The sequence below is a fragment of the Deinococcus sp. genome (assembly GCF_018260405.1).
Classification (GTDB): domain Bacteria; phylum Deinococcota; class Deinococci; order Deinococcales; family Deinococcaceae; genus Deinococcus.
Genome location: NZ_JAGLBG010000028.1, coordinates 15,398 through 29,282, shown reverse-complemented (window position 1 = coordinate 29,282; position 13,885 = coordinate 15,398). Strand labels below are relative to the sequence as shown.

General features: G+C 62.5%; 12 protein-coding genes. 10 read left to right on the top strand and 2 right to left on the bottom strand.

Annotation, left to right across the window (positions count from 1 at the left end; genetic code table 11):
- Positions 1-146 precede the first annotated feature (146 nt).
- The 7 genes from QZ269_RS05455 to QZ269_RS05425 all read left to right on the top strand — a co-directional run bounded on the left by QZ269_RS05455 (position 147) and on the right by QZ269_RS05425 (position 7,738).
- Entirely contained in the window at positions 147-1,670 is a 1,524-nt protein-coding gene (locus QZ269_RS05455) for a glycine--tRNA ligase (RefSeq protein ID WP_291425136.1), read from the top strand.
- Positions 1,671-1,878: 208 nt separating this feature from the next.
- Positions 1,879-2,556 (top strand): response regulator transcription factor, encoded by a 678-nt coding sequence (locus QZ269_RS05450; RefSeq protein WP_010887388.1) that lies wholly within the window; start codon positions 1,879-1,881, stop codon positions 2,554-2,556.
- Positions 2,557-2,669: 113 nt separating this feature from the next.
- Positions 2,670-4,235, top strand: coding sequence for a cell wall metabolism sensor histidine kinase WalK (locus tag QZ269_RS05445; protein ID WP_291425099.1), 1,566 nt, complete (start codon positions 2,670-2,672; stop codon positions 4,233-4,235).
- A gap of 570 nt (positions 4,236-4,805) precedes the next feature.
- On the top strand, positions 4,806-5,234 hold the full coding sequence (locus tag QZ269_RS05440) for a DUF805 domain-containing protein (RefSeq protein WP_291425097.1): 429 nt from the start codon (positions 4,806-4,808) through the stop codon (positions 5,232-5,234).
- 130 nt (positions 5,235-5,364) lie between these two features.
- On the top strand, positions 5,365-6,453 hold the full coding sequence (gene purM, locus QZ269_RS05435; RefSeq protein ID WP_291425095.1) for a phosphoribosylformylglycinamidine cyclo-ligase: 1,089 nt from the start codon (positions 5,365-5,367) through the stop codon (positions 6,451-6,453).
- Positions 6,446-7,159: a histidine phosphatase family protein gene (locus tag QZ269_RS05430; protein ID WP_291425093.1), complete on the top strand. Its 714-nt coding sequence runs from the start codon at positions 6,446-6,448 to the stop codon at positions 7,157-7,159. Before purM ends, QZ269_RS05430 begins: the two co-directional genes overlap by 8 nt.
- A gap of 60 nt (positions 7,160-7,219) precedes the next feature.
- On the top strand, positions 7,220-7,738 hold the full coding sequence (locus QZ269_RS05425; protein WP_291425091.1) for an isoprenylcysteine carboxylmethyltransferase family protein: 519 nt from the start codon (positions 7,220-7,222) through the stop codon (positions 7,736-7,738).
- 22 nt (positions 7,739-7,760) lie between these two features.
- Here QZ269_RS05425 and QZ269_RS05420 read toward each other — a convergent pair whose 3' ends face one another.
- On the bottom strand, positions 7,761-8,252 hold the full coding sequence (locus QZ269_RS05420) for a hypothetical protein (protein WP_291425089.1): 492 nt from the start codon (positions 8,250-8,252) through the stop codon (positions 7,761-7,763).
- A 126-nt stretch (positions 8,253-8,378) separates the two neighbouring features.
- Between QZ269_RS05420 and QZ269_RS05415 the strand changes: the two genes are divergently transcribed.
- Both QZ269_RS05415 and QZ269_RS05410 read left to right on the top strand, forming a co-directional pair.
- Positions 8,379-9,563: an MFS transporter gene (locus tag QZ269_RS05415; protein WP_291425087.1), complete on the top strand. Its 1,185-nt coding sequence runs from the start codon at positions 8,379-8,381 to the stop codon at positions 9,561-9,563.
- Positions 9,564-9,651: 88 nt separating this feature from the next.
- Positions 9,652-9,864 (top strand): hypothetical protein, encoded by a 213-nt coding sequence (locus tag QZ269_RS05410; RefSeq protein ID WP_291425084.1) that lies wholly within the window; start codon positions 9,652-9,654, stop codon positions 9,862-9,864.
- On the opposite strand, the gene pgi is transcribed toward QZ269_RS05410, so the two are convergent.
- Positions 9,836-11,458, bottom strand: coding sequence for a glucose-6-phosphate isomerase (pgi, locus tag QZ269_RS05405; RefSeq protein WP_291425082.1), 1,623 nt, complete (start codon positions 11,456-11,458; stop codon positions 9,836-9,838). The two genes, QZ269_RS05410 and pgi, sit on opposite strands and share 29 nt — an antisense overlap.
- Before the next feature lie 438 nt (positions 11,459-11,896).
- Between pgi and QZ269_RS05400 the strand changes: the two genes are divergently transcribed.
- Complete coding sequence (locus QZ269_RS05400) at positions 11,897-13,861, top strand: hypothetical protein (protein ID WP_291425080.1); 1,965 nt, start codon at positions 11,897-11,899, stop codon at positions 13,859-13,861.
- Positions 13,862-13,885 lie beyond the last annotated feature (24 nt).

Here is a 13,885-nt window from a genome sequence, read left to right as displayed (position 1 = left end):
GCGTCCCCGGTTGAGAGGCCACCAGTGGCGACTCGTCCGGGGCATTTTTTTGTCTAGGAGTCCAGAAGTCTAAGGAAAACCAACTACCAAATCAGCCTAGACCCTTAGACCTCTTGACCCTTAGACCGTGACTGAAAGGAGCAACTATGCCCGCAACCTCAATGGAAGAACTCGTCAGCCTATGCAAACGCCGGGGCTTTATTTTTCAGGGCAGCGAGATTTACGGCGGCCTGCAAGGGTTTTATGATTACGGCCCCCTGGGTGTGGAGCTGAAAAACAACATCAAGGCCGCGTGGTGGCGCTCCAACGTCTACGAGCGCGATGACATGGAAGGGCTGGACGCCAGCATCATCATGCACCGCATGGTCTTGCGCCACAGCGGGCACGAGGCGACTTTCAGCGACCCCATGATTGACAACAAAAAGAACAACAAGCGTTACCGCCTCGATCATCTCCTCAAAGACCAGAAGGCCGACGTGCAGGCCAAAGTCGCGGAACTTATGGCGGCAGACGCCGACAACTTTGCCGCGCTGGTGGCCACTTTGAATGCCAAGCCCGCCCAGGCTTCGGCGGCGTTCAAGGAAGCGGGCGTGCGTGACCCCTTCAGCGGCGAAGTGGGCGACTGGACGGAACCCAAGCCCTTCAACATGATGTTCAAAACCACCATCGGCCCCGTTGCCGACGAGGAAAGCTACGCCTATCTGCGCCCCGAAACCGCGCAGGGCATCTTCACCAATTTCAAGAACGTGGTGGACTCCACCTCGCGCCGCCTGCCCTTTGGTATCGCCCAGATTGGTAAGGCATTTCGCAACGAAATCACGCCGCGCAATTTCATTTTCCGGGTGCGTGAGTTGGAGCAGATGGAAATCGAGTTTTTTGTGACCCCCGGCACCGACGAGCAGTGGCACGAGCACTGGCTGGAAAAACGCCTGAAATGGTGGGAAGACCAGGGCGTGCCGCGCAGCAAAATCGAGATTCTAGACGTGCCTCAAGAAGACCTGGCGCATTATTCCAAGCGCACCTACGACCTGATGTACGACTACCCCACGCTGGGCCACGAGGAAATCGAGGGCATCGCCAACCGGAGTGACTACGACCTGGGCAGCCACACCAAAAACCAGGACGAGCTGGGCTTGGTGTCAAAGGTCGAGGAAAACAATGACTCGGTTGCTAAGCTGACCATTCCGCACCCTGAAACGAACAAGCCGGTGGTGCCGTTCGTGATTGAACCCTCGGCGGGCGTGGACCGGGCCATGCTGGCGGTGCTGAGCGAGGCGTTCACGAAGGAGACCCTGGAAAACGGCAATGAGCGCATTGTGCTGAAGCTGCGTCCTCACCTCGCGCCGATTAAGGTGGCGGTGATTCCGCTGGCCCGTAACAAGGAAGAAATTACGTCAGTGGCCAGGAAAATCAAGGCCGAGCTGCAAGGGCTGGGCCTGGGACGCGTGCTGTACGAGGATTCGGGCAACATCGGCAAGGCGTATCGCCGCCACGACGAGGTCGGCACACCATTTTGCGTGACCGTGGACTTCGATACCATCGGCCAGAATGCCGAGGGCGCGGATGACAGCCTCAAGGACACCGTAACGGTGCGTGACCGGGACACGCTGGCGCAGGAGCGGGTGAAAATCAGCGAGTTAAGCAGCTGGATTCAGGCCAAACTGCGCTAAATACCGTAGTTTTGAGGCAGCGGGCCGGGAAGTTCACGGCAAAAGATACGGACTCCGCTAGGTTTTGTTACAGTCGGGAGGACACCGTCTGTACCGCTAGACCTCGGTCTCCGTATGAGAACAGAGTGACTGGCGAACCTGCGCCGCATGAAAGTGAAGTAAGGTCAACTTGTAGTCTTCTCATGAGAACGCTCCCTACACTGGCACTATGGAACGCAAGCCCCTGGTTCTCGTCATTGAGGACGAAAAAGATATTGCCCGTTTTATCGAGCTGGAACTTGCCGCCGAGGGCTACGCCACCGAGGTGGCCTTCGACGGCGTGACCGGCCTGTCCAAATTTCGTGAAGTCAACCCCGACCTCGTCATTCTTGATCTGATGCTGCCCGTGCTCGACGGCCTTGAGGTAGCGCGGCGCATTCGCAAGACCAGCAACACCCCTATCATCATTCTGACCGCCAAAGACGGCATTCAGGACAAGGTCGAGGGCCTAGATTCGGGGGCCGACGACTACCTCATCAAGCCTTTTTCCATCGAGGAATTGCTGGCGCGTGTACGTGCCCATCTGCGCCGCGTGAACCCAGCAGTGACCGGTGAGGTGCGCGTGGCCGATCTGGTCATGAACCTCGACGGACGCGAAATTTTCCGTGGTGGACGACGTGTAGAACTGTCGGCCAAGGAGTTCGAACTGCTGGAACTGCTGGCCCGCAACCCCGGTAAAGTGTTCTCGCGCTTCGAGATCGAGGAAAAAGTGTGGCCCGAGTATACCGGCGGCAGCAACGTCGTGGACGTGTATATCGGTTACTTGCGCCGCAAACTGGAAGAGGGCGGAGAGCGCCGCCTGATTCACACCGTACGCGGCGTCGGATACGTGCTGCGCGAGGAATAATCGCCCATGCCGGGACCGGAAAGCGTGAGGGAAATCTCACTGTTTTTCCGGCCTCTTTCATTTGAAAGGTTTACACTACCGCCCGTGAACCTGCGCCTGGTGGCTGACCGCTTATGACCCTCAAATGGCGCTTGACGCTGGTTTATACCGCACTACTGGCCTGTTTGCTGGGGCTGGTCTCTCTTTCGGCCCTGGGACTGATGCAGCGCAGTCTACGCAATAACCTGGACGCTGCGCTTAGTGACAACTACCGCGTGTTTACCCGCTCGGCAGGCGGGACCCTGGCGAGTGGGCCGTCCTGGGTGGCCCGCTACACCTTCCCCAACAACGTCATTCAGGTCGAGGATCTGGGCTTTTACGACCAGTCCACCCTCAGCAGGGGGCTGTCCGGCGCCCAGACCCCTGAGGCCCGCGCCCAGTTCCTAAAGACCTTGCGAAGCACCCTAAACAGTCAGCGCCGGGTGATTACCGGCCTCAGCCCTCAGCGCCCCTTCGTGCTCACCGAAACCGAACTGACCCGCCTGGCCGAGTCGCCGGGGGGCCGGATTCTCATTCAGCGCAGCGTGAACGATATTTACGGCGAACCAGGTAAAACGCAGACCACCCCGTACCGGATTCTGGTCGCGCTGGGCATGGAACAGCTTGAAATGCCGCGTGCCAACGGGATGCCGCCGCCGCCGCCCAGCTTTGCCATCACGTACATCGGCCTGAGCCTGACCCCGATGAACGACACCATGCGTTCGCTCAAGGGGGTGTTCGCGGTGCTGTTTTTTCTGGGGACAGCCCTGAGTGCGCTAGGGGCCTACCTGCTGGCGGGGCAGGCGCTCCTGCCGCTGCGGCAAGTACGGCAGGCCGCCGAGCGAATTGGCGGGCAGAATCTGGGCGAACGCGTTCCCGAACCGCAGACCCAAGACGAGGTTCAGGCCCTCGCCGGGTCGCTGAATGCTATGCTCGACCGCCTGGAAAAGAGCTTTGAGGCCCAGCGCCGCTTTACCAGTGACGCCAGCCACGAACTGCGTACCCCGGTAACGGCCATCAGCGGCCACGCCAACTACCTGCTGCGGCGCACCGACCCGACCGGGCAGCAGCAAGAAAGCCTGCGGATTATTCAGAGCGAGTCCGCCCGACTGACCAACCTGATCGCCAGCCTGCTGGAACTGGCCCGCTCGGACAGCGGCGCACTGGTCATGAGCCACCAGCCGATTCTGTCGAGCATGTTCCTCACCGAAATCGTGCGCGAACTGGCCCCGCTGGCCCACAACGCAGGCACCGCCCTAAGCACCTCGGGCCAGGACATCACCTTTGAGGGTGACCCGGACCGGCTCAAGCAGGTGATGATCAATCTGGTCGGCAACGCGCTCAAGGCTGGGGCGAGAAACATTACCCTGTCAAGCAAACTGCTGGACAGCGGCCAGAAGTTGCAACTGAGCGTGCGTGACGACGGCCCCGGTATTCCCGCTGAGCACCTCGCCAAGCTGTTTGACCGCTTCTACCGCGTCGAGGACAGCCGCAGCCGTGACCAGGGCGGCGCGGGCCTGGGCCTAAGCATCGCCAAGGGCATCGTGGACGCGCACGGGGGCAAAATCTGGATCGAAAGCGAGATAGGCCAGGGAACGGACGCCTTCGTGGAGCTGCCCGTCGGGGACGTGCCGGTTTTCGACGAAGACGACGTACCGTAATAAACCTCTTGCAAAAGTCGCCCGGTTCTTCTGTCGCCTGGTTATTCTAATGAGGTTTGCCCCTACTCGCCCTGCTAAGTACGTTGAAGCTAACATTGCGAGATTCCGGGAAAGCGCCGGAACCTCTCCATTCCCGCTCCAACGCACTTTCTTCTGCTACGCGCTCCGCGCGGTTTATCTACAAGATAAACGCAGTGTACTTAGCAGCGAGTCTCTACCGCGAAATCCGTATCTTTTCTTCCCTGTGCCCAGATTAGGTCCAACACGGCCTGATTCAATCGGCAGTCCGTATTAGGACTCGCACAGCGTGAGGCGAGGGGGAGGGAGACGCGAATGGCGTCCCAGACGAGTCAAGTTGGCCTCACATTGCTGCGCCTGTGCAAAGACTCCGGAGTCCTAAGGGCTGGCGGGTGTAGAACAGGTGAGAGACTGTTTGAACCCCGAACGAAGGGAGCAGCCAGAGGTGTCGGCTGGGGAAGGTGTTAACTGGGGAAGCGGAGGTCATCCGAGTGGTTTTCCCGAATGACCGGAACTGTACCCGCCAGTCACTCAGGACAAGGAGCTGAAAGTATGAATGAGTACCTGAACGTCATTCGCAACCACTACGCCGACTTCAAGGGCCGTGCCCGCCGCCGTGAATACTGGCTGTTCGCGTTAATCAACTGGGCCATCAGCATGGCGCTGTCTTTGCCTTACCTGCTGACTTCGGGGTCTGTCGATCCGGACAGCGGGATGCCTGCTGCGCCAAGTGGCCTGCCGATGATCAGCATAGGACTGGCCGGGCTTTATTCGCTGGCGACCCTGGTGCCCAGTCTGGCCGTGACCGTCCGGCGGCTGCACGACACGGGCCGCAGTGGGTGGGGGCTGTTGGTGTCCCTGGTGCCGCTGGTCGGCAGCCTGGTTATGCTGGTGCTTACCATTCTGGACAGTCAGCCCGGTTCCAACAAGTGGGGGCCAAATCCCAAAGCTATGGAGGCGAGCGCGGCTACTACCTGGTAAACCTCAGACTGGCCGGGTGGGCCGCCCGGCTGGGAAGTTCCGTTTATCCTTCTGCCCACTGTGGCGGCCTAGCCTCAGGTAAACTAGGAGGCGTAATGACCATGAACCAAAATGGTAAGTCTGGAGGGGCATGACGGAGCAAAACACTGGCACGGCGGATACAGGGCAGGCCGCCACATCGGCTTATGAGCGGGCAGGAGTCAGTATTGATGCGGGGCACCGCGCCGTCGAACTGATGAAAGGAGCGGTGGCCCGGACGCACGGCCCCAACGTGCTGGGCGGTTTGGGCGGTTTTGGTGGCCTGTTCCGCGCCGCGTTTGGCGAGATGCACGAGCCGGTGCTGGTCGCCAGTACCGACGGCGTGGGCACCAAAACCAAGGTGGCCGTCAAGGTCGGGCGCTACGGCGGGCTGGGCCACGACATCGTGAACCACTGCGTCAACGACATTCTGGTGCAGGGCGCACGCCCACTCTTTTTTCTGGACTACGTGGCGATGGGCAAACTGCGCCCCGAAGCCGTGGCCGAGGTCGTGACCGGGGCGGCGCAGGCGTGTGAGGCGCTGGGCGTGGCCCTGCTGGGCGGCGAAACTGCCGAGATGCCCGGCGTGTACGTCGAGGGCGAGCTGGACATTGTCGGTACCATCGTGGGCGTGGTCGACCGGCCCAGGCTTATCAGCGGGCAGCGCATCCAGGCCGGCGACTGCGTCATTGCGCTGCCCAGCGCCGGGCTGCACACCAACGGCTTTTCTCTGGCGCGGATGGCCCTCGACGACCTCGACTGGCACAAAGCCCGCACCGATCTGGGCGGTCAAACCCTGGCGGAGGTGCTGCCGGTACCTCACCGCGCTTATCTGGCAGCTTTTGATGCACTGGAGAAAGCGGAAATCGAGATTAGGGGCATGGCGCACATCACAGGCGGCGGCCTGATCGACAACCCGCCGCGCGTGTTCCCGGAAGGGATCGGCATGCAGATCGACACGGCCTCCTGGACGGTGCCGCCGGTCTTTGAACTAATCGTGCAGCGGGCGCAGGTCAGCCGCGCCGAGGCGTTCCGGGCGCTGAACATGGGCGTCGGTTTTCTGTTCATCGTGCCTGCTGAGCAGCTTCAGCGGGCGCTGGAAACGCTGCGGGCCGCAGGCGAAACGCCCTGGCAGATCGGCGAAATGGTCCGGGGCCAGGGCGTGACCTTCAGCGGTCAGTCGGGCCCTGCTCTTGATTAAGAAGCTGGCTCCGACTGGTTTTTTGCCCCCCGACAGGGCCACCGCGACCGAATTGTGGGTGGTGCGCCACGGCGAAAGCACCTGGAATGTGGCGGGCCGCTACCAGGGGCAGACTGACGTGCCGCTTTCGCCGATGGGGGTGTTGCAGGCCTCTGCCCTGGCCGAGCGGCTGACCGCGCAGGGGTTCGCAGCCGTTTACAGCAGCGATCTTCAACGCGCCTCACAGACCGCCCGGATCGTGGCCGAGCGTCTGGCCGGGAGGGCCGAAGTTCAGCTCGACCCGGAGCTGCGCGAAATCAATGTCGGGGAACTTTCCGGGCTGGTAGTCGAAGACATCAAGGCGCGTTACCCCAAGTACCTCTCGGCGCTCCGGGCCGACCCGTGGGCCACCCGGCGGCCCGGCGGCGAAAGCATGCAAGACCTGTTCGAGCGGTGTGGCGCAGCCTTTTATGAGCTGCGGGCCAGACATCCTGGTGAGCGGGTCATGGTGTTTACGCATGGCGGCGTGGTCAGGGTCGCAGTGGGCCTCGCCCTGGGCGGCGTTCCGGCCAACGCCTGGTCGCGCCTGAGTGTGACCAACACCAGCATTACCCGGGTGCTGCTGGGCGAAAACAGTGGCACGCTGCTGTGTTTCAACGATGAGGCCCACCTCGAAAGTCTGCTGGAAGCCACCGGAGCCGACGACATCCTGGGTCAGACTCACTGACGGGCCTGGACTTTGGTCTGAGCCGGAACCCGCAGCACAGGCTGCTCTAAACTGCCCGCCATGAAAGCCAGCAGACTTACCCCGTACCTGGTCGGCGGCCTGATCGCCCAGCGCCTACTCGAAGTTCGCCATGCCCGCAGCAACGAGCGCTGGGCCAGGGAACACGGCGCGGTGGAATACGGACAGGGGCATTACTGGACTTTTTTTGTGCTGCACCCGGCGTGGCTGCTGGCCCTGCTCTTAGAGGGCCGGGCCTCGCGCCGTGCGGTCAACTGGCCGCTGGTGCTGCTGTTTTTGTTGCTTCAGCCGCTGCGTTACCTCATCATGGCGCAGCTCGGCCACTACTGGAATACCAAGATTCTGATTATTCCGGGCGGCAAGCGGGTCGAAACTGGCGTGTTCAGATTCCTCAAGCACCCGAATTACACCGTTGTGGCGCTGGAACTCGCCTCAGCGCCGCTGGCCGTCGGGGCGTGGCGCACAGCTCTGGCCTTTAGCCTGCTAAACGCCGCCCTGCTGCTGGGGGTGCGCATTCCCGCCGAGGAAGCTGCCCTGCGCGACTACGACGCGGCAAACTGACCGGGAAGTGGCCCCCCGGCTTTTACTCAGCGGCCTGGGTCGTCCAGCGGTCGGGGGTCCGGCGCTCGAACACCAGACCGCTGGGCGTGTCGGCCACCTGGGTCGCGGCCCGCACCTGCACGCCCAGCGCCGCCAGCAGGGCGCGGCCCCCCTTGTTGGTGCGCTCGACGGCCGTGCCCAGCACCAGCACGCGCCACCCGGCGTTCTGGGCAGCTTCGACCGCCTGCCGCGCCCGCTCGGCGGCCTGAAGATGCACGCTAAACAGGGCCACCTCGCCAGAGCCGGTCGGAAAGCCGCTGGCCGTGTAGTCGGGCACTCCGCGAATACGCGCCACCTGCGCCGCCAGCATCTCGGCACCGGGTACGGCATAGACGGCGTCGAACTCGGGTAACCGCGCCGCGAACAGGTCGGCCAGCGGCTCCCAGTCAGCAGGCTGCATTCCGCGCAGCTCGGCCTGAAGCTGGGCATCAGAAGTTAGGGCGCGAGCTATCTTTTCGCGGAAGGTGACGATCATGCCCCTAGCGTAACAACTCCGGGGTAAGCATGAATCAAATGGCCGGGGCTTCCAGAGTAGCGGGGGCTTGCAGAGCAACAGAACTGCGGCAAAGAAAGCCAGTCCCAGAGGCGTATGTTAGGGCAGATGCAGCCCACTGTTCAGACTGGAACCGGAACCCACAGGGCGGTTCAGAATGCCGCCGCCATCGCTCTGGCCGTGACCGCCGGACATTTTATCAACGACGCTTATGGGGCCATGCTCACTCCGCTGACCCCGGCGCTGCAAAGCAAATACGGCGTCAGCATCGCGGCGGTGACCCTGCTGGGCAGTATCTACAGCCTGACCAGCAGCGTGTTTCAGCCCCTGCTGGGCATCGTGGGCGAGCGAATCGACCGGCGGTACGCGGCGGCGCTGGGCCCTCTGCTGACTGGCATCGGCCTGACCATGATGGGTTTTGTGCCCTGGTTTGGGGGCCTGATTCTGTTGATCGCGGTGGCGGGCTTCGGCAGCGGCTTTTTTCATCCGGCGGGGGCAGCCTACGTGGCCCAGAACAGCCCCCCCGACAAGCGCGGGCTGTGGGCCAGCATCTTCAGCGCCGGGGGGACAGCGGGGATGTCTCTGGGGCCGGTGTTCGCTGGGGTCGGGCTGACTCATCTGCCCTGGTTCGCTCTGATCGGCGTGGTGGTGGCGGCCTTTACCTTCGCGGTCACGCCCAGCGGGGTGCAGAAGGCCAAGCGGGTCGGGCTGGCCGAGTACGTCGGGATTTTCCGGGGGCCGCTGGTGTGGCTATGGGGTATGGCCGTGCTGCGGAGCCTCGCCAGCAGCGGCTACAACGCCATGCTGCCGTTTATCCTGATGGGCAAAGGCTTTCACCAGAAGGAAGTCGGCATCACGCTGGCGGTATACGCGGTTGCCAGCGCCGTGGGCGGCATCGTGGGCGGGCGCTACAGTGACCGCTACGGGCGCACGCCAGTGCTGCGGGCCGCCATCCTGGGCACCATTCCGTTTTTCGCGGCGCTCATTCTGTCCAGCCCGGCTAATTGGTGGTTTTACCCACTGACTTTCGCGGTGGGGGCCGCCGTCAACGCCTCGATTCCGGTGGGTGTGGTCACGGCGCAGGAATACGCGCCGAACCATGTGGCGATCGCCAGCAGCATCATGATGGGCTTTTCGTGGGGCGTGGCGGGTGTGCTGGTGTTCCTGGTCGGTGCGCTGGCCGACGTGACCACCCCGACCACGGCGGCTCTGGCCAGTCTGGCCCTGCTGGTTCCCAGCGCCCTAATTGCCTACCGCCTGCCCGAGCCGCAGAAGGTGAAGTTCGGGGGCTGAAAAGGGTTCAGACCGGCTTGCCCTGAACGCTCCGGCACGCCGCCAGAATTTCGCTCAGCTACTCTTTCAGCGGCGTATCGGCGGAGGCGTGAACCTCATAGGAGACGATCAGGCCGTTCAGGTCTGGAAACTGCCGATTCAGCTTGACGGCCTAGCTGGAACTGGAGTGGCCTGTACCGGAAAGCTAGCGCCCAGCCGTGGCGGGTGCGCGGGCAGACCGAGTGCAGGCCGCTCCTGCACAGTCACCCAGGGGAAGGGCGGCCTGCCCATGCTTAGGCTCTCCGTGCTCGGTAACGCTTAATCAGGGTGTTGGTCGAGCTGTCGTGCTTCAGTTCCGGCTCGCCCTCGCTTTGCAGCTCGGGGGCGATTTTACCCGCCAGCACCTTGCCCAGCTCTACGCCCCACTGATCGAAGCTGTTGATGTCCCAGATCACGCCCTGCACGAAAACCTTGTGCTCATACAGCGCGATCAGTGCGCCCAGAATATGCGGCGTAAGTTTGTCGGCCAGAATGGTGCTGGTGGGGCGGTTGCCCCCGAATACCCGGTGCGGGGCGATCTGCGGGTCCACGCCGTCGGCCAGCACCTGCTCCAGCGTTTTGCCAAAGGCCAGCGCCTCGGTCTGCGCGAACACGTTCGCCATCAGCAGGTCGTGGTGTGGCGCCATGGGATTGAGCGTCTGACAAAAGCCGATAAAGTCGCAGGGAATGAGCTTGGTGCCCTGGTGAATCAGCTGGTAAAAGGCGTGCTGGCCGTTGGTGCCGGGCTGACCCCAGATCACCGGGCCGGTCTGGTAGTCCACCGTCTCATTGTCTAGCGTGACATGCTTGCCGTTGCTTTCCATATCCAGTTGTTGCAGGTACGCGCTGAAGTAGGCGAGGTACTGGTCGTAAGGCAAAATAGCGACTGTCTCCGCGCCAAAGAAGTTGTTGTACCAGACGCCTAGCAACCCCAGTAGCATCGGCAGGTTCCGGCTGGCGGGCGCGGTGCGGAAGTGCTCATCCATCTCGTGGAACCCGGCCAGCAGTGCGCGGTAGTGGTCGGGGCCAACAGCGATCATCAGGCTCAGGCCAATCGCGCTGTCCATGCTGTAGCGCCCGCCCACCCAGTCCCAGAAGCCGAACATGTTGGCGGTGTTGATGCCGAACTTGGTCACCTCGGCGGCGTTGGTGCTGACCGCCACAAAATGCCGCGCAACCGCCGCATCATCCTTTAGACTCCCGAGCAACCACTGGCGGGCGCTGCGGGCGTTGGTCATGGTCTCCTGGGTAGTAAAGGTCTTGCTCGACACAATAAACAGCGTCTGGGCGGGGTCGAGGTCACGGGTCTTCTCGGCCAAGTCGGTGCCGTCCACATTGGATACAAAACGCACGGTCAGGTCGCGCTGGGCGTAGTGCTTGAGGCCCTCGTAAGCCATCACCGGCCCCAGGTCGCTGCCGCCGATGCCGATGTTGACTATGTTTTTGATGGGTTGCCCGGTGTGCCCCAGCCACTTGCCACTGCGAATTTCGTCAGCGAAGGCGGCCATACGGTCAAGCACCTCGTGAACCTCGGGCACCACGTTTTTGCCGTCCACCATGACCACGGCGTCACGGGGCGCACGCAGCGCGGTGTGCAGAACGGCCCGCTTCTCGGTGATATTGATCTTCTCACCCGCGAACATGGCGTCACGCTTCTGGGCCACGCCCACTTCTTCGGCCAGCGCCAGTAGCAGCTTCAGCGTTTCGTCGGTTACGCGGTGTTTGCTGTAGTCCAGGTACAGTCCCGCGCCCTCGGCACTCATCTTTTCGCCGCGTGTGGGGTCGGCGGCAAACAGGTCACGCAGATGCGTATCCTGCATGGTGTAGTAGTGGTCTTCGAGGGCCTGCCACGCGCTCAGTTCAGTCAATTTGCTCATATGCCCCGAGCATACGCCCGGCGGGTCAGCTCTGCTTGATCTGCTTCAGTGCGGCTTCCGCTCAATTCTGGTCCACCTGGAAAAACACCCAGACGACCTGCATCTCCCCCAGCCACCACCTCTGGCGGCGGCCTTCGGTTGGGGTTCAGGTAGCCTCTGACCTGTGCTACACCCGCCAGCTCCTTACCGTCTAGCATGTCGGTTTCTCGTGCTGCGCAGTTACCCAGATTGACTTGGTGCAGTTCCAAGTCAACCGGAGCGGATACAGGCGGAAAAAGATACGGATTTCGCGGTGTGGAGTCGCAGGTCATGTTGTTCTGTCTGTGGCGAACTTGAGCGGAATCTGTGTAGGTTCGCCTGCCCTGTGCGACCCGCTCATGCTCAGCCCACCCGGTGTTCATCATCCACTCTCAGAGAGCACCTGTATGCTTTTTCTCAGTGAATAAGCTGCCTCTGTCTACCACTGTGCCCACTGCTCTGCGGGTTACTGCCCTGCTGCTCGCCGCTTCCCTCGGAAGTGTGGCCTCTGCCCAGACCGGGGGGATTTTGCCGCTGGTTTCGGTGGGCGAAAAGTGGCCGCAGGAAGTCGAAACGTACACCATTCGCGTGTCTGCCGCCGACGCGGGCAAGCCGGTGGCGCTGGAAATCTATTCGCCGACTTTCAATCTGGCTGACTACGCCGACGGGCGGCGGGGCGCGGGGTACTTCGGCGACGAACAGTATAACAAAAAAGACGCCATTCAGACGACCTTTACGCTGATGGGGCCGGGCGGCACGGTGGTCAGCCGCAAGTACGGCATGAACCGTGAGCACACCTGGGAAAGCCTGTACGCGGGCGGCCTCCCGGCGGGCACCTACACCCTGAAGGTCAACACCGACGGCGACGGCAAGAACAGCTTCGCGCTGCGTACCGCCGCCCCCTTCGTGCTGGAAACCAGCGACTTCACGGTCAATGCCCGCGACACCGAGCAAAATGCGCTGCTGGCCGCCCGCATTCATGTGACCAGCGACTGGGTCGGCAAAACGGTGGCTATCCTGAACTACGACATAGACGGCGTCAAGGAGGCCGAGTCCTGGGTGATCTTGCCCGGCGGCAAGCGCGTGAACCTGACCACCAGCGACAACGGCAAGACCGCCACCGACCGTTTTCAGGTCACGTCCGGCATGGTGGGCGACTGGCAGGTCATGATCCGGGTGCTGCCCACCACCAAGCAGTACAGCAACGCTATCCGCTACTCGTTCCGCCTCAACGACAAGCCCACCACGGCGGTCGTCGGCGGCTTTACCCCGCCCGAGAACATCAAGATTCAAAATCAGTTGCTGGTTGATGTCGTTGACCCGCAGGGCCGCCCGATCTCCGGCGCGACTTATGGGCTGGTCGGTGACAACAGCGTGCGCCCGATTCTGCCGCAGGGCTGGGTACCGGTAAGCAGCAGCGTTATCGAGGGCAAAGGCAGGGTCGTTTCGCCCACCCAGATTGATTACACACCCGGCTACAACAAGCTGCGTTTCGTGGCGCGGCCTCCCAGTGGGCAGCTCGCCGTCGACTCGGTGGCGATTTACGGCAACCAGCGCATTCCCCTGACTGGCGTGCCCTTTCAGGTCAACGGGCAGACCCTGACCACGCCCACCACCATTCCGCTCGCCCCCGGCGATTACCCCCTCCAGGCCACGCCGATTCCGGGCAGCAGCTTTACCGCGCCGCAGCCGGGCCACGTCAGTGACGGCGCGACCGGCAAGGTCACCATCGAGTACAACGTGATGACCGAGATTACTCTGGTCACCTCGCCCGACTTGCTCAACGCCTGCGACGTAACCCAGTTGACCGCCACCGCCAAGACCGACTTTCCTTACAAGCTGCCTGCCCGCCTCAAGATCAACCTGCCGAGCGGCTGGACGAGCGACTATCCGCTAGAGCTGCCCGGTGATTTCAGCGCCGGAAATCCGCTGCGCCTCAAGGCCCCGGTGCGCGTCTGCCGCACCGATACCGCCGACGCGGTGCTCGACCCGATCGACCTGCACACCACCGGCACGGCCCGCGTGCGTGCGCCAGGCGGCTCGAACGTCAGCCGCAACGTGCAGGGCGGGGCACGCGCCACACTGTCCAAGGATATTCAGCCGTCTACGCAGGGCAAAGGCTACACCGTGACCCTGACGCTGACCGTCGACAGCACCTTGGAAAACGTCCAGATCGGCGATCCGCTGCCCACAGGCGGCAATACCCCAGCGGTGCGCGGCCCCATTCAGGTACAGGGGCCAAGCCTCGCCAACGTCAGCCCGCGCATAGAGGGTGACCGAATCGTGCTGGGGCGTGTGATTCCGGGCACCTACACCCTTACCTACAACCTGTTCAGCGACCAGCCCGCCGACCGCGTGGTTACTGCGCCCGACATTACCTGGTAAGCCCTGTTCTTTGGCTGACCGCGC